Below are 24,027 nucleotides of genomic sequence, written 5' to 3'. Positions count from 1 at the left end.
AGGGGGACGCGGTCGAGGTGTACTACGACGAGACGTTGGACAGTGTAGTGCTGGAGTGGGAGGGATTCGTCTCCGACGATCCGTTCCGCGAGGCGATGGACGCGGCTATCGAGTTGGCTCGAGAGCGGAACGCGATCAAGATGCTCGGCGACTCCCGCGAGATGGGGACACTCGACCAGGAGGACCAGGAGTGGTCGTTCACCGACTGGGCGCCGCGGGCGGAGGAGGTGGGGCTAGAACACCTCGCGGTCGTCTACCCGGAGTCCGTCGTCGCGGCGATGTCCGTCGACAACGTCATGGAGGCGACCGAAGGCGACGACATCGAGCGCACCGTCACCGACAGCCGCGACGAGGCGGAGGCGTGGCTCGCGGCACGGTAGAGTCGGTGGCGAGCCCACGACAGTTTTTTGCCGCGGCCGGCGTCACAGCCACACATGGCACCCGGACTCGCCACCGACGGCACCGCCCGCGAGCAGGCCAGCGGCGACGCCGGGTTCTTCTTCGGTCGCGTCTGAGGCCGGTGGACCGCGGCGCCGCCGCCGACGCGACGGCCCGCGGGAAACCGACCGACGCGACGGGCGGACAGACGGCTCCGTCCCGGAACCGCTAACTGACGACGCGACACACACCACGACACTCAGATGCAACTACCGGAGAGACAGGTCGCGCTGTTGGAGACGGCAAGCGCGACGGAAGCGAGGGGAATCGACGACCTCGCCGCAGAGCTCGGCGAGAAACCAGAGACGGTGACGCAGGCGGCGTTCGAACTCGGAGACGAGGGGTTCGTCGCCGTCAGCGAGACGACGACGGAGACGGTGGCGCTCACCGCCGAGGGGCGCGACTACGCCGACGGCACGCTTCCGGAAGTACAACTGTACCACGCCGCCGTCGACGCCGGCGCGGCCGACGAGTCCGCGCCGATGGGACAGGTCGTCGGCGCGTCCGGACTGGAGGGCGACGAGGTGGACATCAGCCTGGCACTTCAACCTCGACAGAGTTCGTCTGGAAGGTTGGCGCAATGTCGTCCACTTGACCGCTCGCCCTCGTACCGTGCTGGTGCCTGTAGCTATTTAGACTACACGGATGCGAACGCGGCGGTGGGTCAGTCACCAACCCTTTGGCTCGACAACGCTCGACGAACGCACCGTCACCGAACTGCTAACTGACGAGACAACAGAGAGACTCCAAGAGATGAAACTTCCAGAAAAACAGGTCGAACTGCTGAACACAGTCAGTGCGAACGACTGGCAGTCTGTCGAGGATCTCGCAGAGGAGACAGGCTTCGATGGACAGTCGATCACACAGGCGGCGTTCGAACTCCGCGACCACGGTCTGGTCGAGATCAACGAACGGAGGGTACAGCACGTCAGCATCACCGACGAGGGACGCCAGTACGTGGAAGATGGGCTTCCAGAGATTCGACTCTACAGGGCTGTCGCCCGACTGAGTGACGGTGAGCCGGTTGAGATGGGTCGAGCAATCGGCGAGGCGGACCTCGGTGGCCCGGAGGTCGACATTGCGCTCGCCAACTACAGCCGCAAGGGCTGTGGTGAAATCGAGGACGGTCAGATCACTGCTGCCGCAGAGTACGATCCAGACGACATGGGCCGTGAGACCGAACGGCTCGCAGAACTCGCAGAGAAGCCAGTGACGAGAGTCGAACCCGAAAAGATCGACAACGTCTACGACCGACTGGAGTCCCGCGGACTCGCCGAAGTCGACAGCAGCACGACCCGAGAGATTCGGCTCACCGACGACGGTGTCGACGCGCTGATGACGGGCGTCGAGGCGGCCGAGACGGTGGATCGGCTCACGCCGGAACTGCTCACCTCCGGCGAGTGGGAGGACGTCGAGTTCACGGAGTACGACGTAGAGGCGGACGCCCCGGAGACACAGGGCGGCCGGAGACACGTTCTGCGGTCGTACGCCGACCGCGTGAAGGACGTGCTCGTCGGGATGGGGTTCCAGGAGATGGACGGCCCACACGCGGACGCGGACTTCTGGATCAACGACTGCCTGTTCATGCCCCAGGACCACCCGGCTCGGACCCACTGGGATCGGTTCGCGCTGGACGTGGGGCCGGCCGAAGAGATTCCACAGGAGCTGATCGACCGGGTGGGGTCGGCCCACCGCGACGGTGTCGGCGAGGACGGCGACGGCTACCACTCCCCGTGGAGTGAGTCGTTCGCGCGGTCCGTCGCGCTGCGAGGACACACGACGTCGCTGTCGATGCGGTACCTCTCGGGGGTGGCCGGCGAGGACGTCGACCCGCCACAGCGTTACTTCTCCGTCGAGAAGGTGTACCGCAACGACACCTTAGACGCCACCCACCTCCTGGAGTTCTTCCAGATCGAGGGGTGGGTGTTGGCCGACGAGCTGTCCGTCCGGGATCTGATGGGCACCTTCGAGGAGTTCTACCGCCAGTTCGGCATCACGGACGTGCAGTTCAAGCCCCACTACAACCCGTACACGGAACCGAGCTTCGAGCTGTTCGGCGAACACCCGGAGACGGGCGAACTGATCGAGATCGGCAACTCCGGGATCTTCCGCGAGGAGGTGTTGTCGCCGTTGGGTGTCGACGGCGACGTGATGGCCTGGGGGCTCGCTCTGGAACGGCTGGCGATGCTGGCCACGGGCGCCGAGGACATCCGCGACCTCCACGGGACGCTCGCGGACCTGGAGTTCCTGCGGAACGCGGAGGTGCCGTACTGATGGATCGAGCGACGACCGACGCGACCCGACCGACGGAGACGGAGATGGAGATGGAGGTCACAGAATGCCAGTCGTAGACATCGACACGGACGAACTGCGAGCGCTGACCGGCCACGAGGAGAAGACGGACGAGGAGTTCCGCGAGGACCTGTTCGAACTCGGCCTGGAGTACGAGGGGGAGACGGACGAGGGGGCCCTCCAGTTCGAGTTCGCTCCCGACCGACTCGACCGTCTCTCGGTGGAAGGAGTCGCGCGGTCGCTCCGCTACCAGTACGGCGACGCCCGCGGCGTGCACGTCCCGGAGACGAACGACGCCGACTGGGTGATCGAGGTGGAGGCGACCGTCCCGGACGAGCGGCCGTACGTCACCGGCGCGGTCGTCCGCGGGGTGGACCTGGACGACGCGGCCCTGGAGTCGCTGATCCAGCTCCAGGAGAAGCTCCACGCAACGATGGGCCGCGAACGCGCGAAGGGCGCGATCGGGATCCACGATCTGACGATGCTGAAGGGTGAACAGCCCGTCGGCGCCGGCGTCGACGACACGGAGCCGACCTCGACGGACGACGGGGAACGGGACCCGGCCGACGAGGACCCAATCGAGGCGCCGACGGTGACGACACGGGACGTAGAGCCCAAGCAGACCGAGGAGACGACCGCTCGCGCGCCCCAGAAGTCGATCACCTACCGCGGGATCGAGCCGGACGGCGACCGGTTCGTCCCGTTGGACCACGAGGCGATGGCGGTCGGCGACACCGGCGCGACGCCGGCGGACGTGCTCGCGGACCACCCGACCGGCGAGACGTACGCGGAGTTGGTCGCCGACTACGACCGGTACCCCGCGATCTACGACGACCGTGGGCTGTTCTCGTTCCCGCCGGTGATCAACGGCCAACGGACGGAGGTGACGACGAACTCCCGTGACCTGTTCGTCGAGCTGACCGGGACGGACCAGTGGACCATCGACCGGATGTGTACCGTGATCTGTTACGCCCTCGTCGCCCGGGGCGGGCAGCTGGAGGACGTGCGCGTGGAGTACGCCGACGGGGCGACCCACCCGGAGGAGTACGGGCCGGAACTGCTCCGGCCGAACCTCTCGACCGACGAGAAGTCCGTCTCACACGAACAGATCGAGTCCACCCTCGGTGTCGACCTGGAGCCAGACGAGGTCGTCGACCTGTTCGAGCGATCCGGGCTGGACGCCGCCTACTCGCTGGGCGAGGAGACGGTGTACGACGTGACCGTGCCGCCGTACCGAGTGGACGTGCTCCACCCGATGGACCTCGTCGACGACGTCGGGCGGGCGTACGGCTTCGGCGAACTGGAGCCGACGCTGCCGGACGTGGGCACGGTCGGCGGCCGTCACGAGCGGTCGCGGCTGGAGAACGCCGTCCGGACGACGCTCGTCGGGCTCGGATTCGAGGAGGCGCTGAACTTCCACATGACGGCGCCGGAACGGAACTACGAACTGTTCGGCCTGGACCCGAGTCCGGACGTCGACGCCTTCGGCGCGGAGCCGGCCGCGGAGATCACGTCGCCGTACAGCGAAGCGTACACCCAGCTACGGACCTGGGCGCTGCCGTCGTTGCTCCAGCTGCTGGAGAACAACACCCACCGGGCGTACCCCCAAGACGTGGCAGAGGTCGGGTTCGTCGCCCACGAGGACGAGACGGAGCCGACGAACGTCGCGGAGACGCGTCACGTCGCGGCCGTGCTCGCCCGGACGGACGCCAGCTACGAGGACGCCAAAGCACGGCTCCAGGCGCTGTGTGACGCCGTCGACGCGGACCTGGCGACGCCCGCGACGGACCACCCGTCGTTCATCGACGGCCGGACTGCACGGGTCGTAGTCGACGGCCAGCAGGCGGGCGTGATCGGCGAGCTCCACCCGGAGGTACTCGTGAACCACGACCTGGAACTGCCCGTCGCCGGCTTCGAGTTCGACCTCGCCGCGCTGTCGGAGTGACGGCCGGCGACCCGGACACGGTTCGGTGACGGCCGGCGACCCGGACACGGTTCGGTGACGGCCGGCGACCCGGACACATTTCAGTGTGTGGCCGTTGCCTGCGCCTGTGGACCGACAGAAGATCATCTCCATCGTCCTCGTGTTACTGATGTTGGGGTCGTCGCTGGCGTACGCCGTCACGCTGCTGTAGCCGCCCGCAGACGGCGGTCAGCCCCCCGGACAGCACTCTCTGCCGTCTCCGGAACGTGTCAAACTTCTGGGGGTCGTTTCGGGTGGACCGCACGCCACGTCCGTTTCGAGTGGACCGACTCGACTCTCCGTTTCTGGTGGAACGAGGCTGCCGCTCGTTTCGGGTGGAGTCGGCCTCGGCAGTGGCCGGGCCGCGTGGGGAGCGCCGCCGACCGCGACGCCACGGGCGGTCAGAAGAGGCACGGCTGTGTCCGACCCGAACGGTGAAACGGCAGCGGAGCCAGATACAGTCGATGGGAACGGCAGCGGACGACGAGGAGAGTGTCTTCGAAGAGTACCGCGACCGAGTCGACGCCCCGTTGCGACGACTGTTTCGAGAGTACGGCACCCCCGAGCTCCACTGGCTCGTCGGGGGGATGATCGCGAACGTGTTCGCGCGGGCGACGAGTCTCGTCCCGCCGATCGTCCTCGGGGTCGCGATCGACGCGGTCTTCTTGGACCGGGCGGGGTACGACCTGTTGTTTCTCCCGGATCGGTTCGTCCCCGGGACGGACGCAGCGCAGTTCTGGCTGTCGGTGACGCTGATCGTCGGGTCGTTCCTGGCGACGGCGGTGTTCACCTGGATCTACGGCGTCGCCGCCAACAACTTCGCACACCGAGTGATGCACGCCGTCCGGGTGGAGTCGTTCGAGAAGATGCAGTCACTCGACATGTGGTTCTTCGACGGGAAACAGACGGGAGAGGTGATGTCCGTCCTCAACAACGACGCCACCAACCTGGAGCGGTTCCTCGACAACGCGCTCCAGAACAGCGTCCGGCTGGGCGTGATGGTGCTCGGGATCGCGCTCGTCCTGTTCACGGAGAACCCGCAGTTGGCGGCGCTGACGCTCGTCGCCGTCCCGTTGATGGTGGGGTTCACCTGGTGGTTCATGCGGGCCGTCGAGCCGCGGTACACGGACCAACGGGAGTCCGTCGGCAACCTCAACACTCGGCTGGAGAACGCGCTCGGCGGGATGCAGCTCGTGAAGACCTCCGGGACGGAGTCGTACGAGACGGACCGGGTCCGGGACGCCTCCTTCTCGTACTTCCGGGACACGATGGCGGTGTTGAAGCTCAACTACGTCTACCGTCCGGGGATGGAGCTGTTCGCCGGGCTCGCCTTCGCCACGACGTTCCTGGTCGGCGGGCTGTGGCTCACCACCGGCACCGCGCCCGGCCCGCTCACCGGGACGCTGTCGGCCGGCCAGTTCGTCACCTTCCTCTTCTTGACCCAGCGGTTCACCGCGCCGCTGGCGGAGGTGTCGAACATCGTCGACTCCTACCAGAACGCCAAGGCCTCCAGCGAGCGCGTGTTCGGGCTCCAGGACGTGCCCCGCCGGATCACGGACGGCGACGGCGACGTGACGCTGACGGACCCCGTGGGCCGCGTCTCGTACGACGACGTGACGTTCGGCTACGAGGACGGCGACCCCGGCGCGCCGACGACCGCCGACGACGGAGACGCGGCGTGGGCCGACGGCGGCGTGGCGGCCGCCGCGGGAGACGCGGCCGGCCCCGACGAGTCCGCCGAAGAGGACCCCGTGATCGACGGGGTCGACTTCGTCGCCGAGCCCGGGGAGACGGTGGCGTTCGTCGGCCCGACCGGCGCCGGAAAGTCGACGCTGGTCAAGCTGCTGCTCCGGCTGTACGACGTGGACGAGGGGGCGATCCGGATCGACGGCCACGACGTGCGGGAGATCGAGACGGCGTCGCTCCGGTCCTCGCTGGGGTACGTCTCGCAGGACACGTTCCTGTTCGACGGCTCCGTCGCGGACAACGTCCGGTACGGCCGGTTCGACGCCGACCGCGAGGCCGTCGTCGCGGCGTGTGAGGCGGCCGAGGCCGACGAGTTCGTCCGGAACCTCCCGGACGGCTACGACACCCGAATCGGCGAGCGCGGCGTGAAGCTCTCCGGCGGCCAACGGCAGCGCCTCTCTATCGCTCGGACGGTGCTCCAGGACCCCGAGATCCTGATCTTAGACGAGGCCACCTCCGCCGTCGACACGGAGACGGAACTGCTGATCCAACGGTCGCTCGACCGCCTCGCGGCCGACCGCACGACGTTCGTGATCGCTCACCGACTGTCCACGATCAAGGACGCCGACCGCATCCTCGTGTTGGAGGACGGCCGGATCGTCGAGCGCGGCGGTCACGAGGAACTACTGACCGCGGACGGGCTGTACGCGAAGCTGTGGGGCGTCCAGGCCGGCGAGATCGAGTCGCTGCCGTCGGCGTTCTTGGAACAGGCACGGGAACGCCGGGCGGAGACGCTGTCCGACGACGACTGAGAGGGCCGTTCAGTCGTACAGGACGCCGTGCATCCGACCGAGGATGCCTTTGAACGCACTCACGTTCTCCTCACGGAAGCCGTCGCCGTTCTGAAGCTTGGTTTGAACGTTCTTCGCCACACGGACCTTGTCGAGATCGAGATCACTGTACCCCTGCTCGGCGAACGCATCTTCGATCTTCGTGACGATCTTCATCCCCTTGTACTCCTGTTCGCCGTCGAGGAGCCACCCTTCTTCGTCTGCTTCGGTGACGCTGATCGATTCGAGATTAGAGAGATCGTCGGGACCGTCGTTGGAGTCCTCTATCGTCTCACGGACCTCCTCTCGACCGTACACCTCGTTGACACAGTCGACGTAGAACTTCGGGTGGAACATGTCCTCGATCTCGACGTTGAACGAGTTCTTGGCCCGCTCGTGTTCCAGAAAGAACACCCGTCTCTCGTCGAGTAAACCGTGCTCTTCGATGTCATCTTCGACATCCTTACCTTTTTGATCTTTGTCGAGGAGGAACACGAACGCGAACTCCTCCGAGCGCATCCAGTCCCCGGCGTCTGGCATCTCGTCGGCACCACCGACCGGGTACAACGTCACTTCCTCGGCCGAGAGCGGTGTGTCATCTTCGTGTTCGTCAAGATAGTTCAGGACACCGGTGAGAATGAAGTAGTCTGACGGTCCCTCGACCAGGATCTTCCGCCGGTTGACGAACGGCGAGTCACCGAGACCGATCCCGAGCGTGTGCCGGAGTGGCTCCAACGTCTCACTGTCCCCCTGGAAGATCTCGTCGGTGACCTGCGTTCGGTCTCCAGGACGATCCTCGACGATCCTGATCCGGTCGGGACGTGTCTCGTCGATCAGGAACGGGGAGTGTGACGAGTAGAGGAACTGCGCGTCGTCAGTCAGGTCCTCGATGGTGTCGAGCCAGTTCTTCTTCCCTTCGGGGTGGAGGTAGACCGCCGGGTCGTCGATCAGGTACACTGTGTCGTCGGTCTCGTCGACACCGTTCTCCCGAGTGACCTGATCGACGAAGAACGAGAGAAACCACCGAAATCCACGACTCCGTTTCGAGGGCTCGGTGAGTGAGCGATCCAACTCACGGAGCTCTCCAGAATCGCGGTCCAGAAGCTCGGTGTCCTTAATCATCAGCAGGAACTCGTCGTCTTTCTCGGAGTACTGTATGCCAATTCCAATTGACTTCTGATTCCAGAAGCTGTTGAACCGCTCTCTGATCTCTTCTTGCGCGTTCTCTCGCTGGCTGAGCCGTGTTGTCTTGTCCAGTTGGTGGTAGCTTCGATGGTCGACTCCTCCGAGTGTGAGCAGCCGTCGAAACGGGGCGTTTTGTTCCTCGCTGAGAGATTTTCGGCCACAGCTGTTAGAGATCGTGTCGATATCTGTTGAGTAGACGAGGTCGGGCAGAACGTCTCTGATCGAGATGATCGTCGGTTCGTTGTCGTCGAGAAACCCTCGGATGCTGCTGAGGGCCTCTTCGACCCCTGAGATCGTAGTTGAGTCTACGATTGATTCTATAGTATCAAAAATATCTTTTGAGTCAGGATCGTTACTGAAATCGTCATACCGTGAGGGAAGGTCCGACTCGTTGACACCGACGATCTGCGACTCCTCTTGCACGTCACTGTGAGATGCGCCGAAACGGTCTTCGACGTACCGAATCGGATCCTCCAACAGGACGACTCTGTTCCCGTCGATACCGAGGTTATCTGTCACTCGGATGCGTCCGTCCTTCCGTTTGTAGACCATGCCTTCGTGGGTCCCGACACTCTCAGGGACCCCGTCTGCACTCCCCGAGAACTTCGCTTGGACGACAGGAAACGAGTCGCCGACATCCTCCATCTGGTTGTTGATGTCGTCGTCCTCGATCTCGTCGGTGTCAGACAGCCGCCCGACCGCCTCCAGAAACGACGTCTTCCCGCTCTCGTTCTTTCCGACCAGCGTCGTCACGTCCTCGTGAACGTCGACCCAGCCCGAGTCCTCGATGTTCCGGAACCCCCTGACGCGAACTTCCTCCAGTTGCACAGCTAGCCGGTGCTTGCCACAGTATTAAAAATATTGCCAGTAGCTATAACCGAACGCCTTCCGGTCTGCTATCAGGCCGCGCCGCTGCCGTACGTCTCTTCCAGATACGCAACGATGTCGTCCGACTCCGGCATGCCGTCGACGTCGTGTTCGGGATCGACGAGCACGGGGACGCCGGTCTGACCGCTGATCTCCTCTACCTCGGTGCGTTCGCCGTGCGAGCGCGGCACCATCTCGGAGTCGTACTCCAACTCCAACGCCGACAGCTTGTTCTTCACCTTTTCACAGTACGGACAGCCCTCCAGTTCGTACAGCGTGAGATTCGCCATCGACGGGACAGACGGGCCGCGGAGGCTAAAGTGGTGCGGAGGTGTGCGGCGAGGGCGACGCGGCGACGCGCTGCTAGTGTGTGAAGGTGGTGCACGCGGCCGGTGGTTTCACGTAGTCTGCCCATGCGAACGGGAGTAACGGCAGGCGACCGATGACCCGCTGACTTCTCCGGACGACTCCCGTCCACGACCCGCTCGTCGCCGTCCCACCCCGGGCAGACCGCGGTGTGCCGGACTCCACGCCGACGAGCACCCGCACAGTCGCCGACCGCCACCCACCACAGACACACGTGAGTCTCCCAGCCAGAGCCGAGATCGACCCGGAGTACCGCTTCGACCTGACACGCCTCTACGACGACCCGGCGGCGTGGCACCGCGCCGCCGGGGCGTTCCGTGAGCGCGTCGCGGACCTCGAGACGACGGCGAGCCGTGACCCGGCGTCACCCGACGCGCTGCGCGAACTGCTCGACGCCACCGCCGCCTGCCACCGCGAGCGGGCCAGCCTCCAACTGTACGCCGCGCTGTACGGCTACGTCCACACGGACGAGGACGCGGCCACCGACCTCCGGCGCGCGAACCGCGACCTCGACGCCGCCTTCGACCCGGCCGTCGCCGCGGCCTGCCGCCGTCTCGCTTCTCTCGACGACGAGCGGTTCGACGCGCTCGCCGACGCAGTCGACGACGAGCGGTTCGATACGCTCGCCGACGCAGTCGACGACGAGCGGTTCGATACGCTCGCCGACGCAGTCGACGACGAGCGGTTCGATACGCTCGCCGACGCAGTCGACGACGAGCGGTTCGATACGCTCGCCGACGCAGTCGACGACGAGCGGTTCGATACGCTCGCCGACGCAGTCGACGACGAGCGGTTCGATACGCTCGCCGACGCAGTCGACGACGAGCAGTTCGACGCGCTCGCCGACGCAGTCGACGACGAGCGGTTCGATACGCTCGCCGACGCAGTCGACGACGAGCAGTTCGACGCGCTCGCCGACGCAGTCGACGACGAGCGGTTCGATACGCTCGCCGACGCAGTCGACGCCGAACGGCGTACTGACACGGACGGTACAGAGCCCAACGACACGACCGCCTCGATCCCCACCGACTACCGTCCGTACGCCGAGAGTCTCCGCCGCCGGGGCCGTCACACCCCCGAGTCGGCCGTCGAGGAGACGATGGCGACCGTCGACGAGCCGCTCGGCGGGGCGAAACGGACGATCCGAGCGGTGACGACCGAGGATCTCGATCCCGGGATCGTCGAACGACCGGACGGCACCGACGTCGAGCTCCGGATCGGGAACGTCCAGACCGAGCTCCGCAACCCCGACCGGGACTACCGACGACGGGTGTACGAGACGATCCGGTCGGAACTCGATCGGTTCGAACACACGCTCACTCGGGCCGTCGGCGAGAAGCTGAAAGCCGCCCGTGCGACCGCGACCGTCCGCGGCTACGACTCCCACCGGGAGCACTCGCTGGCCGCGGCGTCGTACCCGCCGACGGGGATCCGGAGCCGGCTCCCCGAGTCGGTCCATGACACGCTCGTCGAGACCGTCGTCGCCGAGCGAGACCCGTACGACCGTGCCCGGCGACTCCGGCGAGACCGACTCGGCGTCGACACGCTCCGCCCGTGGGACACCCGTGTCCCGTTGGTCGACGCCGACCCGACAGTGTCGTACGAGACGGCGACCGACCACATCCTGGCCGCGCTGGAACCGCTCGGCGACGACTACGTCGCTCGGGTCAGACGGCTGCTGGACGAACGGCGCGTCGACGCGTTCCCGACCGCGAACAAACGGACGGACATTCCGGCGGTGTGTCCCGCCGCACCGGACGACGGCCCGTACGTGCTGGCGAACTTTCGCGAGAACGTTCGGACGACGTTCTTCCTCGCACACGAGCTCGGCCACGCCCTGAACGTCTCGTACCACACCGACGGCCCGACGCGGTACGCGTGTAACCGCGTCCCCGTCTCGGAGGTCCCCTCGCTCGTCCACGAACTCCTGCTCGCGGACCACCTGACGGAGACCGAGGGGTCGCTGGCCGACGCCGCCCGCGAACGACGCGTCGAACTGCTGGGCGGCAACCTCTACCGGAACGCCCGCAGCACCGCCTTCGGCCACCGTCTCGCGGAGATCGTCGCCGACGGGACCGAACTCACGCCGGAGCGGGCCCGCGAGGCGAACCGCCGCGCCGCAGCGCGGTTCGACCCGGTCGTCGAACCGCCCGTGGACCGCGACGGCCGCGACTGGCTCGGCGGCGGGCTCCGCGACGCCTACGCGGGTCACCAGTACGTTCTGGGTGTCCTCGGCGCGACCGCAGCCGTCGAGGGGCTCGCGGACGGCGACCTCTCGCCGGCCGACTACCGGGCGTTCCTCCGCCACACCGGCCACGACGACGCGCTCGCGGCGTTCGACAGGCTCGGTGTCGATCCGACCGCGGCGTCGGCGTACCGCCGCGCCGCGACGGTGTTCGGCCGGGCCGTCGACGACCTCGAACGGGCGACCGCGGAGTGAGCCGTCGCCCGCGGGGCTCGCCTCGACGCGGTCGCGCTCGACTCGTCGCTCACTCCGCGGGCAACAACGACACCGGTCCCTCGTGGACGACGAACTCGACGGCGTTGACGAGGTAGTGGGCGATCACGACGACCGCGAACGACTCCGTGAGGACGAACCCGGTCGCCAGCACGACACCCAAGAGTCCGGAGACGACCATCCCGGCCGTCCCCTGTGCGGAGTGAGCCAGCCCGAAGGCGACGGAGGAGACGACGACGAAGACCGCCACGGGCACGTCCAAGCCGGCGGCGAAGGCACCGACGAGGACCGCTCGAAAGAGGAACTCCTCGAAGGCGGCGACGATCGGGAGCACCCCGCCGAGCAACAGCCACCACTCCCGACGGTTCGTCGGCGCGAGCGCTCCCCGGAGCGCCTCGGCGGGGTCGACCCCGAATCGGGCGCCGATCCGGCCGCCGGACTCGCTCGCGGCCCACAGCGCCAGGCCGAACACGACGCCGACGGCCACGGCCCCGGGCGTCGCGACCGGCGACAGCCCGAGCGGTGCCGCCGGGACGCCGGCCCACAGCGTGACGGCGACGAGCAGCCCGGCGAACAGGAGCTGTGACCCGACGACGTTCGCCAACAACAGTCCGGTCGACAGCTCCTCGTCGACTCGTTCCGAGGGCAACGGCGGGTCGAAGCCGACCGCGTCGCCGTCCGCGACGCGTTCCGTGTCGAATCCGCCGGGGACGACACCGCCGGTCGCGCTCGTGGGTGCCGCAGTGCGCGCACTGTCCGTCTCGCCCGACTCGTCGGGGGCCGCCGAATCCTGCTCTGCGTCCGGCTCCGCTCCGCGACCCTGTGCCCAGCGATCGTCCGGCGTCTCCTCCGGTGCCTGCCAGCGATCCGTGCCGGAGTTCCCGTCGTCCTGCCAGCGGTCCCGCTCGTCCGTCCGGTCTAGCGGCTCTCGCGGCCGACTCGGCACACTCGGTTCCGACGACTCCGACGGGTCTGACGGTGTCTCCGTCTCGTCGTCGCCCGAGGCCCCCGGCACGGCCTCGCCCGTCCCGGAGATAGGAAACTCCGAGGCAGGGTCCCGATCGTCCGCCGCCGTCTTCGAGGCGTCGTCGGTCGGCCCTCGACCGGGCGGCGGCGAGGGGTAGTCCGACTCGTCGAGCGTGGTGCGTTCAGTCCCGCCCGGACCGGACAAGGGGTCTGCCGGACCGTCGTCTCCTCCTCCACGCCACGGCAACGGGTCGAGGAGCCCGTTCTCACCGTCGCCGGCCGGGTCGGCCGCCGGGCCGGTGTCGCGCACCGCCGTCGCAGACATGCGGGTGAGCGCCAACAGCAACACGACGAGCACGGAGACGACACCGACGAAGGCGGTCCAGCGTACCACGCGTCACCTCACGAGAAAGAGAGACGGAGAGACTACTGCGGGCTCGGACTGGACGGACCGGACACGTCGCCCGTGTCGCCGGCGGCCTCCAGCGCGGAGCCGGTGATGTTCTTGAGGCGGTCGACGAGGGAGTCCTTCTCCGCTTCGCCCTCTAAGGCCACGTCGAGCACCTCGGAGATGTGGGAGACGGGGACGATGTCGACCATCTCCTCGTACTCCTCCTCGATCATCACGTCCTGCTCGTTCGCCTGCGGGATGATGACCGTGTCGCAGCCGGACTTGGCGGCGGCCTCGATCTTGTGGGTCACCCCACCGACCGGGAGCACGTCGCCGCGGACGGACAGCGAGCCCGTCATCGCCAGGTTCTGGTCGACGCCGACGTCCTCCAGTGCCGAGATCACGGCCGTCGCAACCGTGATCGACGCGGAGTCACCGTCGACACCCTGTTGGCCCGTCTGGACGAACTGGATGTGGACGTCCTTCTCCGAGAGGTCCTCGTCGGAGAACTTCTTGATGATCGCGGAGACGTTCGTCACGGCCTCCTCGGCCATCTCCTGGAGCTTCCCGGTGGCGATCACTTCGCCCGGCCCGTGAGAGGGAGTGACCTCCCCCATCACCGGCAGCATGATCCCGGAGTCTTCACCCATGACGGCCAGCCCGTTGACTCGGCCGACCTCGTAGCCGTCCGAGACCTGGAGCTCGTAGTCCTTCCGACGCTCGATGTAGTCGTCTGCGAGCTGTTGCTCGATCGACCGCGAGCGCCCCTTCGCCTCCAGGACGTGTTCGCGGCCGACGAACGCGGCACCCTCGGACCGGGCGATGTCGCCCGCCACACGGACGAGCCCGCCGAGGTTCCGCAGCTCCAGCGTGAGGTGCCCCTTCCGCCCGGCGCGGCGGCGCGCCTCGAGGATGATCTCCTCGATGGCGCCGCGGTCGAACTCCGGCAGGCGGCCGTCCTTGTCGGCCTCCTGGGCGACGAACCGGGCGTACTTCCGGCGCATGTCCGGGGTGTCCTCGATGGTGTCGTCCATGTACACCTCGTAGCCGTACCCCTTGATCCGGGAGCGGAGCGCCGGGTGCATGTTCTCCATCGCGTCCAGGTTCCCGGCCGCGACCATCACGAAGTCCGTCGGGACGGGCTCCGTCTGGACCATCGCGCCCGAAGACCGCTCGGACTGACCGGTGATCTGGAACTCACCCTCCTGGATCGCGGTCATCAGCTTCTGCTGGGACCGGATGTCGAGGGTGTTGATCTCGTCGACGAACAACACGCCCTTGTTGGCCTTGTGGATGGCGCCGGCCTCGACACGGTCGTGGCTCGGCGTCTCCATCCCACCGGACTGGAACGGGTCGTGACGCACGTCGCCCAGCAGCGCACCGGCGTGGGCGCCCGTGGCGTCCTCGAACGGAGCGGTGGTGGTGTCTGCGGTGTTGACCAACAGGTTCGGGATCATGGAGTCGCTACCGCGAGAGCCGTAACGGAAGGCGAGGTAGATGATCCCGGCTGCGAGAATCCCCAGCAGGATGTTGCCCACCGCGATCAGCGCGTAGCCGAGCACGACCGCGATGATGATCCACATCAGGAAGCTCCGCATCTGGTTGCGCTTGCGGGCCTCCTCTTTGTGGGCCTCGACGATCTGTTCACCCTTGCCCGACGGCACCGTCCGCACCTTGGGGTTGTTGCCGTCGTCGGGGTTGTGGTACACGAGCACGTCCTGCAGCTCCTCGGGAGGGAGGAGCTCCGACATCGCCTTCGCGAGCATCGACTTCCCGGTTCCGGGCGAGCCGATCATCATGACGTGACGGCGCTGCTTGGCCGCCTTCATCACCACGTCGCGAGCGTGTTCCTGGCCGATCACCTGATCGACCAGTCTGTCGGGGACTCGGATGTCGTCCGTCGAGTCGATCTGGAGACCGCCGAGGAGCCCGTCTTCCGCGTCCTCGTCGATCTCGGCGTCGATCTCGACGTCGCTGCCGAGGTCCTCGATGTCCGCGTCCTCGTCTGCGGGCGTGTTGGAGGTGCCCACAGTCGAGTCACCGCCCCCGTTCTCGGCGGGGTCGTCGACGATGTAGGGATCCTCCCGGCCGTCGTCGTTGTCGTTGCTCATAGAACGTTCCGTACACCGAGAGAGGGGCCAGGAACTGATATACTTTCTCCCGAGGCGAACACCCGGGCGCCGACGAAAAACGGCGGCGAGAGCCGCTCTCACCCGATCACGACGCGCAGCGCGCGTCTCGCCGGGCTTATAAATCACGGTCGAGAACCCGAGGGTAGGATGCGGGGGTTCTACATCGGTCGCTTCCAGCCGTACCACGACGGCCACCACCAGATGGTCGCCGAGATCGCCGAGGAGGTCGACGAACTCGTCCTCGCGGTCGGCTCGGCCGGCGACTCACACACCCCGCGCAACCCGTTCACGGCCGGCGAACGGGTGATGATGGTGAACAAGGCCGTCGCCGCGTTCGACGTGGCGACCTACGTCGTCCCCATCGAGGATCTGGACCGCAACGCCGTGTGGGTGAGTCACGTCCAGTCGATGTGTCCGGAGTTCGAGGTGGCCTACTCCAACAACCCGCTCGTCGTCCAACTGTTCCGGGAGGCGGGTGTGGAGGTCCGGACCACCCCGATGTTCGACCGCGACGTGTTGGAGGGGACGGAGCTGCGCTCCCGGATACTCGCGGGCGACGACTGGCGAGCGCACGTCCCGGATCCGGTCGTGGACGTGATCGAAGAGGTGGACGGCGTCGCCCGGATGCGGGCCGTCGCCGACACGGACGCCAACGGGGGATGAGTCGTGCTTGCACGACTGGATGGGTGAGTCGTGCCTGCACGAGGATGGACGAGTCGTGCTCGCACGACCCCGTGACCCCGGCCCGCACGGCTTAGGTGGCTCGACCACGGAGCCAGGGCCGTGACGGATCTCTCGCTCGACGCCACACAGCTCGACCGGTACAGCCGCCACGTCGTGATGGAGCGTGTCGGTCCGGCGGGTCAGGCGGCACTCTTAGACGCCGCCGTGCTCGTCGTCGGCGCCGGCGGGCTCGGCTCGCCGGCGCTCCAGTACCTCGCGGCCGCCGGCGTCGGCCGACTGGGGATCGCGGACGACGACACGGTCGAACGGTCGAACCTCCAGCGTCAGATCGTCCACGGAGACGACGACGTAGGCCGACCGAAAGCCGAGTCGGCCGCCGAGACGGTCCGTGAGCTCAATCCGGACGTAGCCGTCGAGCCACACGAGACCCGCATCGGGCCGGAGACGGTCGATCTGTTGGACGACTACGACGTGGTCGTCGACGCGACGGACAACTTCCGGAGCCGGTACCTCCTCAACGACGCCGCTCGGCTCCGTGGGCTGCCGGTCGTTCACGGCGCGATCTACGAGTTCGAAGGCCAGGCGACCACGCTCGTCCCCGACGGCCCGTGTTACCGGTGTCTGTTTCCGTCAGCGCCGAACCCGGGCGAGGTGCCCAACTGTGCGGAGACGGGGGTGCTAGGCGTGTTGCCCGGGACGATCGGGTCGATCCAGGCGACGGAAGCGTTGAAGCTCCTGATCGACGAAGGCGAGCCGCTCGTCGGGCGACTGCTGTTCTACGACGCGGCGACCCTGGAGACGGAGACAGTGCCGTACGAGCGCGACCCGGACTGTCCGGTCTGTGGCGACGACGGAATCGAGAGTGTGGCGGCCGTCGACTACGAGGGTGACTGTCGGATCGAAGCCGACCCCCGGTGAGAACACGGCCATGCACTCGCCGAGATGTCTGGTAATAAATGTACGTGAATTAGACAGATATATATCTTCTGAGAACAAATTACGCATGAATGTCATCGGATTCGGAACTCCCCCCCACGGTCGGCACGCTCCAGCAGTACAGTGAGAATCCGTTCGAGCGCCGTCTGGAGTGGGCACAAGAGGGTGATGTGGTCCAGGTCTCCGCACCAGACACGAAGCAGTTCATGCTGTTTCACCCGGACGATATCGAGACAGTCCTGTTCGGAGAAGAGGACAAGTACACGAAGTTCGAGGGGTTCGACGAGGTGTTCGGTGGCGGCGTGGTCTCTGCGTCCGGCGACCAGTGGCGAGCACAGCGCGGGACACTTCAGTCTTCGTTTCGACCCGACCGGGTACGGGCGTACGCGGAGACGATCCGTGATCTGACGGCTGATGCAGTGGCCGAACTGCCGGAGACAGGGGTCGTCGATGTGCGCGACAAGATGACAGACCTCACACTGCGGGTGATGCTGGAGACGCTGTTCGACGAGCAGGACGACGACGGTCGAATTGCGGCCGGCGCGGACGCAATCACCGATTGGTTCCTCGAGGAGTCGACGGCGGGGCCAGTGTCGGACGACGTCCAGCAACGGTACGAGACCGGACGCGAACAACTCGTCAATCGGATCGAGGAGATGATCGCGGAGCGAGAGACCGGCGAGGGAGACGACATGCTGTCGGCGTTGCTCGCGGCGGGGCCGGACAGCGAGGCGGGGTACACGGACGAACGGATCCGCGACGAGATGATTACGATGCTGTTCGCGGCCCACGAGACGACAGCGCTGACGCTTACGTACACGCTGTTCCTGCTCGCGGACCACGGCCGCGTTGCGCGTGCGATCCGAGAGGAGGTGACGGCAGTTGTCGGCGACGCGAAGCCAGGTCCCGAACACCTCGAAGCGTTGGACTACACGGAACAGGTGATCGACGAGGCCCTCCGGCTGTACCCGCCGTCTCACACGATCTTCAGGCGGACGAGACAGCCCGTGACGATCCGTAGTTGGTCGCTTCCGGAGGGGGCGCTGCTGTACCTGCCTCAGTGGGTCGTCCACCGTGACGAACGGTGGTGGGACGAGCCAGAGGCGTTCCGACCGGAACGGTTCGGTGAGGAAGCCGGCCGCCCGTCGTTCGCCTTCTTCCCGTTCGGGGCGGGTCCGCGACGGTGTCTCGGCGAGACGTTCGCTCGGGCCGAAGCGAAACTGGTCGTCGCCGCACTTCTGCGAGCGTACGACCTCGACAGAGTGACGGAGTCGTTCGGCCTCCGTGCCAGCCTGACCGCAGTACCGGACGGCCCCGTTGAGCTGTCGTTCACCCAGCGATGAGTCTCACCAGCTAACTTCGTACGCGAAGACCTCCTCACCTTCCGTGTCTGTCGGATCCAAGTCCGGGTTCGTGACGCCCGCCTCCGTCTCCTGGATCACACCCTTGAGCAGCCCCTTCGTGAACGCCTCTGGATAGCCCCACCCGCCGTATGTCGCAACGCAGAAGTGGTCTTCGCTCAGTCGGTCGACTCGATACTGGCCGACCTCGTCGACGGAGTACCCTCGGTAGCTCGACTCGTGTTGTTCTTTCAGTACGTCGAAGCCGTCACGAGCGGAGTCTTGCGCGGGGATCTGCTCGTTCACCTCGATCATCTTCTCGCCTGCCTGCTGAGTGGTCATCGAGCCGACCTGTTCTTCGATCTCCACCATCGCCTCCTCAAAGTCCTCGGCGTAGTACCAAGAGTCCTCGTCGAGGTCGTCGATGTTGTTTTCGGTCAGCATTTGCATCGCACGCTTCTCGAAGACCGCGGAGACTTCTCCCGCGCTCTCGACAAATGCTGCGACGTACAACCCGTTCAATTGAGCATCGGGCATAGTGTCCTATCTATGTAGACAGTATATATATCTTGGCCAGGAGAGAATATTCGATGCCTGGTTACCAGGAGACTTCGAACGCGAACGGTTCGTTCGACTCCGTCTCTACGTCCGACACGTCGACTCTACTCGGGCCGCCGGTTCGACGGACGGTCTCCTCGGCGGCTCCTTTCACCAGCGACGCTGGGTACTCGTATCCTCCTTCAGAGGCGACGCGGTAGCTCGTCGGCGAGAGCTGTTCGTACGTGAGAATCCCAGCGTCGGCCACCGTGTGACTCTCGTGGATCTCCTCGTGTTGGGCGGTAAGAACCTCCAGCCCGGCCTCGATCTCGTCCTGTTCGAGGATTTCCTCGGTGATCGCCACCATCTCCTTGCCAGCCTGCGCGACGGTCTTCTCGCCCGCCTTGTCGACGATTTCGAACAACGCTTCGCCGAACTTCTCGTTATCGTACCACGACTCTGGGTCCGGATTAGTGATGTTCCTGTCGGCCAGCGTCTCTTTCGCCTTCTTTTCGAACACCGGAGAGACCTCCCCCGCACTCTGAACGAACGCGGCGACGTACGCGCCACTGATTCTTGGATCGGGCATACACTGGCACAGTGTCCATAGCTGTTTATAAGCTTTTCGAGGAATTCAAATATGAATGTGAGGGTTATGAGAACGACTCAACGGTGGCCTTCGGTGGCGAAGTGGCTCTGCATCAGCCACTCCATCTTCGACACCATCTCCGTGCTATCGAGCGACGACATCCCGAAGTCCTGGCTTCTGACTCGGTCACGGCGTTGTTTCCAGTTCCAGATGAACTGTTCGACGAACCCCGCCGACTCCACCTTCTCGATGACTTCTTCCGGCTCTAGCTCTCCCTCGTCGAGTGCGTCGAGGTCCGACTCGTCGATGATCCCCTGGTGGAGCGCTTCGACGATGATCCCGGCACTGTAGTCTCGCTCGAACACCTCACGGTGCCAGGTGATGATCCAGTTGCCCAGCCGCCACATGTGCTGGAGTTCGAAAGCGACCCTCCGGAACGCCTGGTAGTCGTCGTGATCGAACTCCGGCGAGAACATCAGGTCGACGTTCCAGAAGAGGTACAGCCCGATGGCCTGCGTCTCGAAGTACCACGTCTCCTCCGGGTTCATGAACGAGGCGTAGTCTGCGGACAGCCGCGCGTAGTCCATCCCCTGGATCGACTGTCTGAGACTGAACATCAACGGTTCCATGAACTCCTCTGATCGGGGGGCGTTCTCGATACGGTTCATCAACGCCTCCCACACCCGCTTCGTGCTGATCGCGTAGTCACGGTTGATGTCCTCGCGCTCCCAGTCGGGCTCGACCCCCGGGTAGGCTGCCTTCGACAGCTCCCAGAACGTCTCTCGGTCTCCCAGCTTCTCCCCGATGTCGTCGATGAGAGTGATGTAGATAGCGACGAGCGAAGCAGCCTCCCGCGCCTCTTGGAAGTGTTCTTCGGAAACTGTCTCCAGTGTCAGCGGCTCGCCGAAGATGTGGTAGATCCACTTCCAGAGGAGGAGGTCGCGGTCGCCCAGGACACCGTCGTCCTGAACGATCTCGCGCATCTCGTCGGACAGTTCCGTCTCACGAACTCGTTCGAGCCGTTCTGCCTGTGTCGCCTCGTCGAGATCGAGGCCGAGGTCCGACATCTCTGCCTGCCGCTCGATGGACGTCATCGCCGGTACCTGAATGGTCGCTCCCTCCGCGATGGGCTCCGGATCACCGCCACGATTCTGTGTGTGCGGGGTCTCTTGTGCCATACCAACCCGGACGGACTCTTCTGTCTTAATATTATCGTGACAAAAACAGAGAAACGTATCTAAGATTCAAATTTTAAAGTAATAAACGCTGGCCAACCCAACTGAGCAATGTGTCTGGCAAGGAATTTTATACTTTAATGTAGAAATAATACTATTTCGATTGTTTTCAAGGGAGGGCCACCTGTCGGAGCTTCTCGGAGCGGATGTCGCGCGCCTCCGGCGCGACGACGCCACTCGGGGGAGATCGAGGCTCTGGACTCGTTCCGCTATATTCATAAGAGTTCGTTCGATCTGTTGTGTCCTCTATCGAGTAACGAGATACAGACGGTATCGGGAGTACGACGACACATTCTTTTACTTTGAAGACTAATAACAGGTGAAGACAGTACACGCGAGACCGTTCTCGTTCGTGTACAGTTCGACTCAATCATGACACGACACACCCGACCCAAAGACACGGATAGCACGTACCGCAGCGACGACGAGATGGACGACATCGGGCCCGAGGAGGGTGGTGGTGGCGTCCCCGGAGGGGAGACACTGACCGACGGTGGAGAACGCGTCCGCGACCGAGAACGCGAGGAGCGACACGAGTCCGAGGAAACGGAGGTCTGTCCGGAGTGTGATGGGAGCCTCGTCGACGACGAACGCCACGGCGAGACGGTGTGTGCCGACTGCGGGCTCGTCGTGGAGGAAGACGAGATCGACCGCGGGCCGGAGTGGCGTGCGTTCGACTCCGCAGAGCGCGACCAGAAGTCGCGTGTCGGCGCTCCGACGACGAAGATGCTCCACGACCAGGGGCTGTCCACCAACATCGGCTGGCAGGACAAGGACGCCTACGGCAACGCGCTGTCGTCGAGCCAGCGCCAGAAGATGCAACGGCTGCGAACCTGGAACGAGCGGCTGCGCACCTCCGACCACAGCGAACGCAACCTGAAGCAGGCGCTCGGCGAGATCGAGCGGATGGCCTCGGCGCTGGGGCTGCCGGAGAACGTCCGGGAGACGGCCTCCGTCATCTACCGCCGGGCACTGGAGGACGATCTGCTCCCCGGCCGTTCCATCGAGGGGATCGCCACCGCGTCGCTGCACGCTGCCGCCCGGATGGCGGGCGTCCCGCGTTCCATCGACGAGGTGGCGCGCGTCTCGCGCGTGGACGAGGAGACGTTCCAACGGGCGTACCGCTACATCGTGAAGGAGCTGGAGCTCGAGGTCCAGCCCGCCGACCCGGCGGAGTACCTCCCGCGGTTCGCCTCGAGGCTGGACATCTCCGACGAGACGGAACGCCGGGCCCGCGAGCTGTTGACCGTCGGCAAGGAAGCGGCCGTCCACTCCGGGAAGTCCCCGGTCGGGTTGGCCGCGGCGGCACTGTACGCCGCCGGCGTCCTCACCAACGCCGACCTCACTCAGCGGGAGGTCAGCGAGGTGACGGATATCTCCGAGGTGACGATCCGCAACCGCTACCAGGAGCTGTTGGAGACGGCGGCAGCCAACGAGGAGACCACCCCGCGCAACGGCGGCGGCGAGGTCCCGGTGAGCGTCGACGGCTGAGCGGCCGCGAAACTCCCGCCGTCGGGTGGTGTGATCGCTACGGTGACTCGACCGGCCGGGGTCCGGTGACCGTGTCGACGCCGACTCCGTTCCTGTCGGAAATCAGTACTGTGCGAACTTTCATGACATATCGTCACACACGTCGACGTATGGGTGTGTCACTCGGACCGTTCGGACGCGACTCGGGGACTCAGCCCGACCACGAGGGAACGACGGTCGGCCCGGTCCACAGGGAGTGTCGCCACTGCGGGCAGAACCTCTCCGCGGATGTGGACCAGTGTGGGGTGTGTGGCGGTCGGCCGGCGGTGTACGAAGTTCAGTGAACGGCGGGGCTCGGCGGACGGTGGAGGATTCGACAGTCGTCGACTCTCGCTGTGTACGCCGGTCGATAGCAGTCCGTCGCAGCCGTCCAGTCACGATGCCGTCTTGCGATTCGACGCGTGTCGGGAACGGACTCGGAGAACGGTAACGCTTTTTGACGGCCCTCGGGAACGAGTCGACAATGTCCGACGAACTCAAGCGGGGACTGGAGGGTGTTCTGGTGGCCGAGTCGAGCCTGAGTCACATCGACGGTGCAGAGGGCCGACTCGTCTACCGGGGCTACCCCATCGAAGACCTCGCGGAGCACGCCTCCTACGAGGAGACGCTGTACCTCCTGTGGAACGGCGAACTTCCGACGGCAGACGAACTGTCGTCGTTCCGGAACGCGATGGCGGCCGACCGCGACCTCCCGCCGGAAGTGACGAGTGCAGTCACGACACTGGGCCAGCAGGACGGCGACCCGATGGCGGCGCTCCAGACGACCGTGTCGATGCTGTCGGCGTACGACGACGACCACGAGGCGGAGCCGACGGACGCCGAGGCGAACGTCGCCCGGGGTCGGCGGATCACGGCCAAGCTCCCGACGGCGCTGGCGACGTTCGCCCGCGCCCGTGACGGCGACGATCCGGTCGCGCCCCGTGAGGACTTGGACCACGCCGCCAACTTCCTGTACATGCTCAACGGCGAGGAGCCGGACGACGTGGCCGCCGACGTGTTCGACCAGGCGCTCGTGCTCCACGCCGATCACGGCCTCAACGCCTCCACGTTCGGCGGGATGGTGACGGCCTCGACGCTGGCGGACCTCCACGCGTCCGTGACGGGCGCCATCGGCGCGCTCTCGGGCAGCCTCCACGGCGGCGCCAACGCCAACGTGATGCGGATGCTCAAGGAGATCGACGAGTCCGACAGCGACCCGCTCGAGTGGGTCGAACAGGCGCTCGCGGACGGCCGTCGGGTCGCCGGCTTCGGCCACCGCGTGTACGACGTGAAGGACCCCCGGGCGAAGATCCTCGGCCAGCGCTCACAGGAACTGGGCGAGGCCGCCGGCGACACCCGGTGGTACGAGATGTCCCACCAGATCGAGGAGTACATCCGCGAGGAGAAGGGGCTCGCCCCGAACGTCGACTTCTACTCCGCCTCGACGTACTACAAGATGGGTATCCCCATCGACATCTACACCCCGATCTTCGCGCTGTCGCGGGTCGGCGGGTGGATCGCCCACGTGTTGGAGCAGTACGACGACAATCGGCTGATCCGGCCGCGGGCACGGTACGTCGGCGAGACGGACCGCGAGTGGGTACCGATCGAGGAGCGCTGACG

Annotated in this window: 18 protein-coding genes and 2 pseudogenes; 13 read left to right on the top strand and 7 right to left on the bottom strand. The window is 65.8% G+C overall.

The window, feature by feature from the left end; translation table 11 throughout:
• Window positions 1–17 precede the first annotated feature (17 nt).
• From RYH79_RS13665 to RYH79_RS13640, 6 genes and pseudogenes are all read left to right on the top strand, one after another.
• Complete coding sequence (locus RYH79_RS13665) at window positions 18–380, top strand: STAS/SEC14 domain-containing protein (protein ID WP_370900036.1); 363 nt, start codon at window positions 18–20, stop codon at window positions 378–380.
• A 261-nt stretch (window positions 381–641) separates the two neighbouring features.
• On the top strand, window positions 642–1,166 hold the full coding sequence (locus RYH79_RS13660) for a phenylalanine--tRNA ligase subunit alpha (RefSeq protein WP_370900034.1): 525 nt from the start codon (window positions 642–644) through the stop codon (window positions 1,164–1,166).
• Window positions 1,167–1,191: 25 nt separating this feature from the next.
• Window positions 1,192–2,712: a phenylalanine--tRNA ligase subunit alpha gene (gene pheS / locus RYH79_RS13655; RefSeq protein ID WP_370900032.1), complete on the top strand. Its 1,521-nt coding sequence runs from the start codon at window positions 1,192–1,194 to the stop codon at window positions 2,710–2,712.
• Between the two features lie 64 nt (window positions 2,713–2,776).
• Window positions 2,777–3,226: pseudogene (locus RYH79_RS13650) on the top strand (phenylalanine--tRNA ligase subunit beta); the annotation flags it as partial.
• A 153-nt stretch (window positions 3,227–3,379) separates the two neighbouring features.
• Window positions 3,380–4,675, top strand: a pseudogene (gene pheT / locus RYH79_RS13645) (phenylalanine--tRNA ligase subunit beta); the annotation flags it as partial.
• 482 nt (window positions 4,676–5,157) lie between these two features.
• Window positions 5,158–7,191, top strand: coding sequence for an ABC transporter ATP-binding protein (locus tag RYH79_RS13640; RefSeq protein ID WP_370900030.1), 2,034 nt, complete (start codon window positions 5,158–5,160; stop codon window positions 7,189–7,191).
• 9 nt (window positions 7,192–7,200) lie between these two features.
• Here the strand turns inward: RYH79_RS13640 and RYH79_RS13635 are convergent, their stop codons facing one another.
• Both RYH79_RS13635 and RYH79_RS13630 read right to left on the bottom strand, forming a co-directional pair.
• Window positions 7,201–9,222 carry an ATP-dependent nuclease gene (locus RYH79_RS13635; RefSeq protein ID WP_370900028.1) on the bottom strand — a complete coding sequence of 674 codons (2,022 nt, stop codon included), beginning with the start codon at window positions 9,220–9,222 and terminating at the stop codon, window positions 7,201–7,203.
• A 71-nt stretch (window positions 9,223–9,293) separates the two neighbouring features.
• The gene (locus RYH79_RS13630) at window positions 9,294–9,551 is read right to left on the bottom strand and encodes a glutathione S-transferase N-terminal domain-containing protein (protein ID WP_370900026.1); all 258 of its coding nucleotides are present in this window, start codon (window positions 9,549–9,551) and stop codon (window positions 9,294–9,296) included.
• Between the two features lie 290 nt (window positions 9,552–9,841).
• On the opposite strand from RYH79_RS13630, the gene RYH79_RS13625 reads away from it, so the two are divergent.
• Window positions 9,842–12,067, top strand: a complete 2,226-nt coding sequence (locus tag RYH79_RS13625; RefSeq protein ID WP_370900024.1) for a M3 family metallopeptidase — start codon at window positions 9,842–9,844, stop codon at window positions 12,065–12,067.
• 49 nt (window positions 12,068–12,116) lie between these two features.
• Here the strand turns inward: RYH79_RS13625 and RYH79_RS13620 are convergent, their stop codons facing one another.
• Window positions 12,117–13,445, bottom strand: coding sequence for a CPBP family glutamic-type intramembrane protease (locus RYH79_RS13620; RefSeq protein ID WP_370900022.1), 1,329 nt, complete (start codon window positions 13,443–13,445; stop codon window positions 12,117–12,119).
• 32 nt (window positions 13,446–13,477) lie between these two features.
• A complete protein-coding gene (gene lonB / locus RYH79_RS13615; RefSeq protein WP_370900020.1) occupies window positions 13,478–15,553 on the bottom strand; it encodes an ATP-dependent protease LonB in 2,076 nt (691 codons plus the stop codon).
• Between the two features lie 168 nt (window positions 15,554–15,721).
• Between lonB and RYH79_RS13610 the strand changes: the two genes are divergently transcribed.
• From RYH79_RS13610 to RYH79_RS13600, 3 genes are all read left to right on the top strand, one after another.
• On the top strand, window positions 15,722–16,237 hold the full coding sequence (locus RYH79_RS13610) for a nicotinamide-nucleotide adenylyltransferase (protein WP_370900018.1): 516 nt from the start codon (window positions 15,722–15,724) through the stop codon (window positions 16,235–16,237).
• Between the two features lie 120 nt (window positions 16,238–16,357).
• Entirely contained in the window at window positions 16,358–17,176 is an 819-nt protein-coding gene (gene ubaA / locus RYH79_RS13605; protein WP_370900016.1) for an SAMP-activating enzyme E1, read from the top strand.
• Between the two features lie 89 nt (window positions 17,177–17,265).
• Window positions 17,266–18,537, top strand: a complete 1,272-nt coding sequence (locus tag RYH79_RS13600; RefSeq protein ID WP_370900014.1) for a cytochrome P450 — start codon at window positions 17,266–17,268, stop codon at window positions 18,535–18,537.
• Window positions 18,538–18,540: 3 nt separating this feature from the next.
• Here RYH79_RS13600 and RYH79_RS13595 read toward each other — a convergent pair whose 3' ends face one another.
• From RYH79_RS13595 to RYH79_RS13585, 3 genes are all read right to left on the bottom strand, one after another.
• Window positions 18,541–19,071 carry a hypothetical protein gene (locus tag RYH79_RS13595; protein ID WP_370900012.1) on the bottom strand — a complete coding sequence of 177 codons (531 nt, stop codon included), beginning with the start codon at window positions 19,069–19,071 and terminating at the stop codon, window positions 18,541–18,543.
• Window positions 19,072–19,132: 61 nt separating this feature from the next.
• Window positions 19,133–19,660 carry a hypothetical protein gene (locus tag RYH79_RS13590; protein ID WP_370900010.1) on the bottom strand — a complete coding sequence of 176 codons (528 nt, stop codon included), beginning with the start codon at window positions 19,658–19,660 and terminating at the stop codon, window positions 19,133–19,135.
• Window positions 19,661–19,737: 77 nt separating this feature from the next.
• On the bottom strand, window positions 19,738–20,838 hold the full coding sequence (locus tag RYH79_RS13585) for a hypothetical protein (protein ID WP_370900008.1): 1,101 nt from the start codon (window positions 20,836–20,838) through the stop codon (window positions 19,738–19,740).
• A 429-nt stretch (window positions 20,839–21,267) separates the two neighbouring features.
• On the opposite strand from RYH79_RS13585, the gene RYH79_RS13580 reads away from it, so the two are divergent.
• The 3 genes from RYH79_RS13580 (at window position 21,268) to citZ (ending at window position 24,025) form a co-directional block, all read left to right on the top strand.
• Entirely contained in the window at window positions 21,268–22,386 is a 1,119-nt protein-coding gene (locus RYH79_RS13580) for a transcription initiation factor IIB (protein ID WP_370900006.1), read from the top strand.
• Between the two features lie 149 nt (window positions 22,387–22,535).
• On the top strand, window positions 22,536–22,709 hold the full coding sequence (locus RYH79_RS13575; protein WP_370900004.1) for a hypothetical protein: 174 nt from the start codon (window positions 22,536–22,538) through the stop codon (window positions 22,707–22,709).
• A gap of 179 nt (window positions 22,710–22,888) precedes the next feature.
• Window positions 22,889–24,025, top strand: a complete 1,137-nt coding sequence (gene citZ, locus RYH79_RS13570; protein ID WP_370900002.1) for a citrate synthase — start codon at window positions 22,889–22,891, stop codon at window positions 24,023–24,025.
• Window positions 24,026–24,027: the final 2 nt, after the last annotated feature.

Origin of the sequence: Halobaculum sp. MBLA0143 (genome assembly GCF_041361465.1) — an archaeon.
Classification (GTDB): Archaea; Halobacteriota; Halobacteria; order Halobacteriales; family Haloferacaceae; genus JAHENP01.
This window is presented reverse-complemented; position numbering and strand designations above follow the sequence as displayed.

Excerpts from the sequence above, each read along its gene's own strand:
- RYH79_RS13575 (WP_370900004.1), top strand. The coding sequence starts at position 22,536 with ATGGGTGTGTCACTCGGACCGTTCGGACGCGACTCGGGGACTCAGCCC.
- RYH79_RS13580 (WP_370900006.1), top strand. The coding sequence starts at position 21,268 with ATGACACGACACACCCGACCCAAAGACACGGATAGCACGTACCGCAGC.
- RYH79_RS13630 (WP_370900026.1), bottom strand. The coding sequence starts at position 9,551 with ATGGCGAATCTCACGCTGTACGAACTGGAGGGCTGTCCGTACTGTGAA.
- RYH79_RS13595 (WP_370900012.1), bottom strand. The coding sequence starts at position 19,071 with ATGCCCGATGCTCAATTGAACGGGTTGTACGTCGCAGCATTTGTCGAG.
- RYH79_RS13660 (WP_370900034.1), top strand. The coding sequence starts at position 642 with ATGCAACTACCGGAGAGACAGGTCGCGCTGTTGGAGACGGCAAGCGCG.
- citZ (WP_370900002.1), top strand. The coding sequence starts at position 22,889 with ATGTCCGACGAACTCAAGCGGGGACTGGAGGGTGTTCTGGTGGCCGAG.
- RYH79_RS13600 (WP_370900014.1), top strand. The coding sequence starts at position 17,266 with ATGTCATCGGATTCGGAACTCCCCCCCACGGTCGGCACGCTCCAGCAG.
- RYH79_RS13640 (WP_370900030.1), top strand. The coding sequence starts at position 5,158 with ATGGGAACGGCAGCGGACGACGAGGAGAGTGTCTTCGAAGAGTACCGC.
- lonB (WP_370900020.1), bottom strand. The coding sequence starts at position 15,553 with ATGAGCAACGACAACGACGACGGCCGGGAGGATCCCTACATCGTCGAC.
- RYH79_RS13590 (WP_370900010.1), bottom strand. The coding sequence starts at position 19,660 with ATGCCCGATCCAAGAATCAGTGGCGCGTACGTCGCCGCGTTCGTTCAG.
- RYH79_RS13585 (WP_370900008.1), bottom strand. The coding sequence starts at position 20,838 with ATGGCACAAGAGACCCCGCACACACAGAATCGTGGCGGTGATCCGGAG.
- pheS (WP_370900032.1), top strand. The coding sequence starts at position 1,192 with ATGAAACTTCCAGAAAAACAGGTCGAACTGCTGAACACAGTCAGTGCG.
- RYH79_RS13610 (WP_370900018.1), top strand. The coding sequence starts at position 15,722 with ATGCGGGGGTTCTACATCGGTCGCTTCCAGCCGTACCACGACGGCCAC.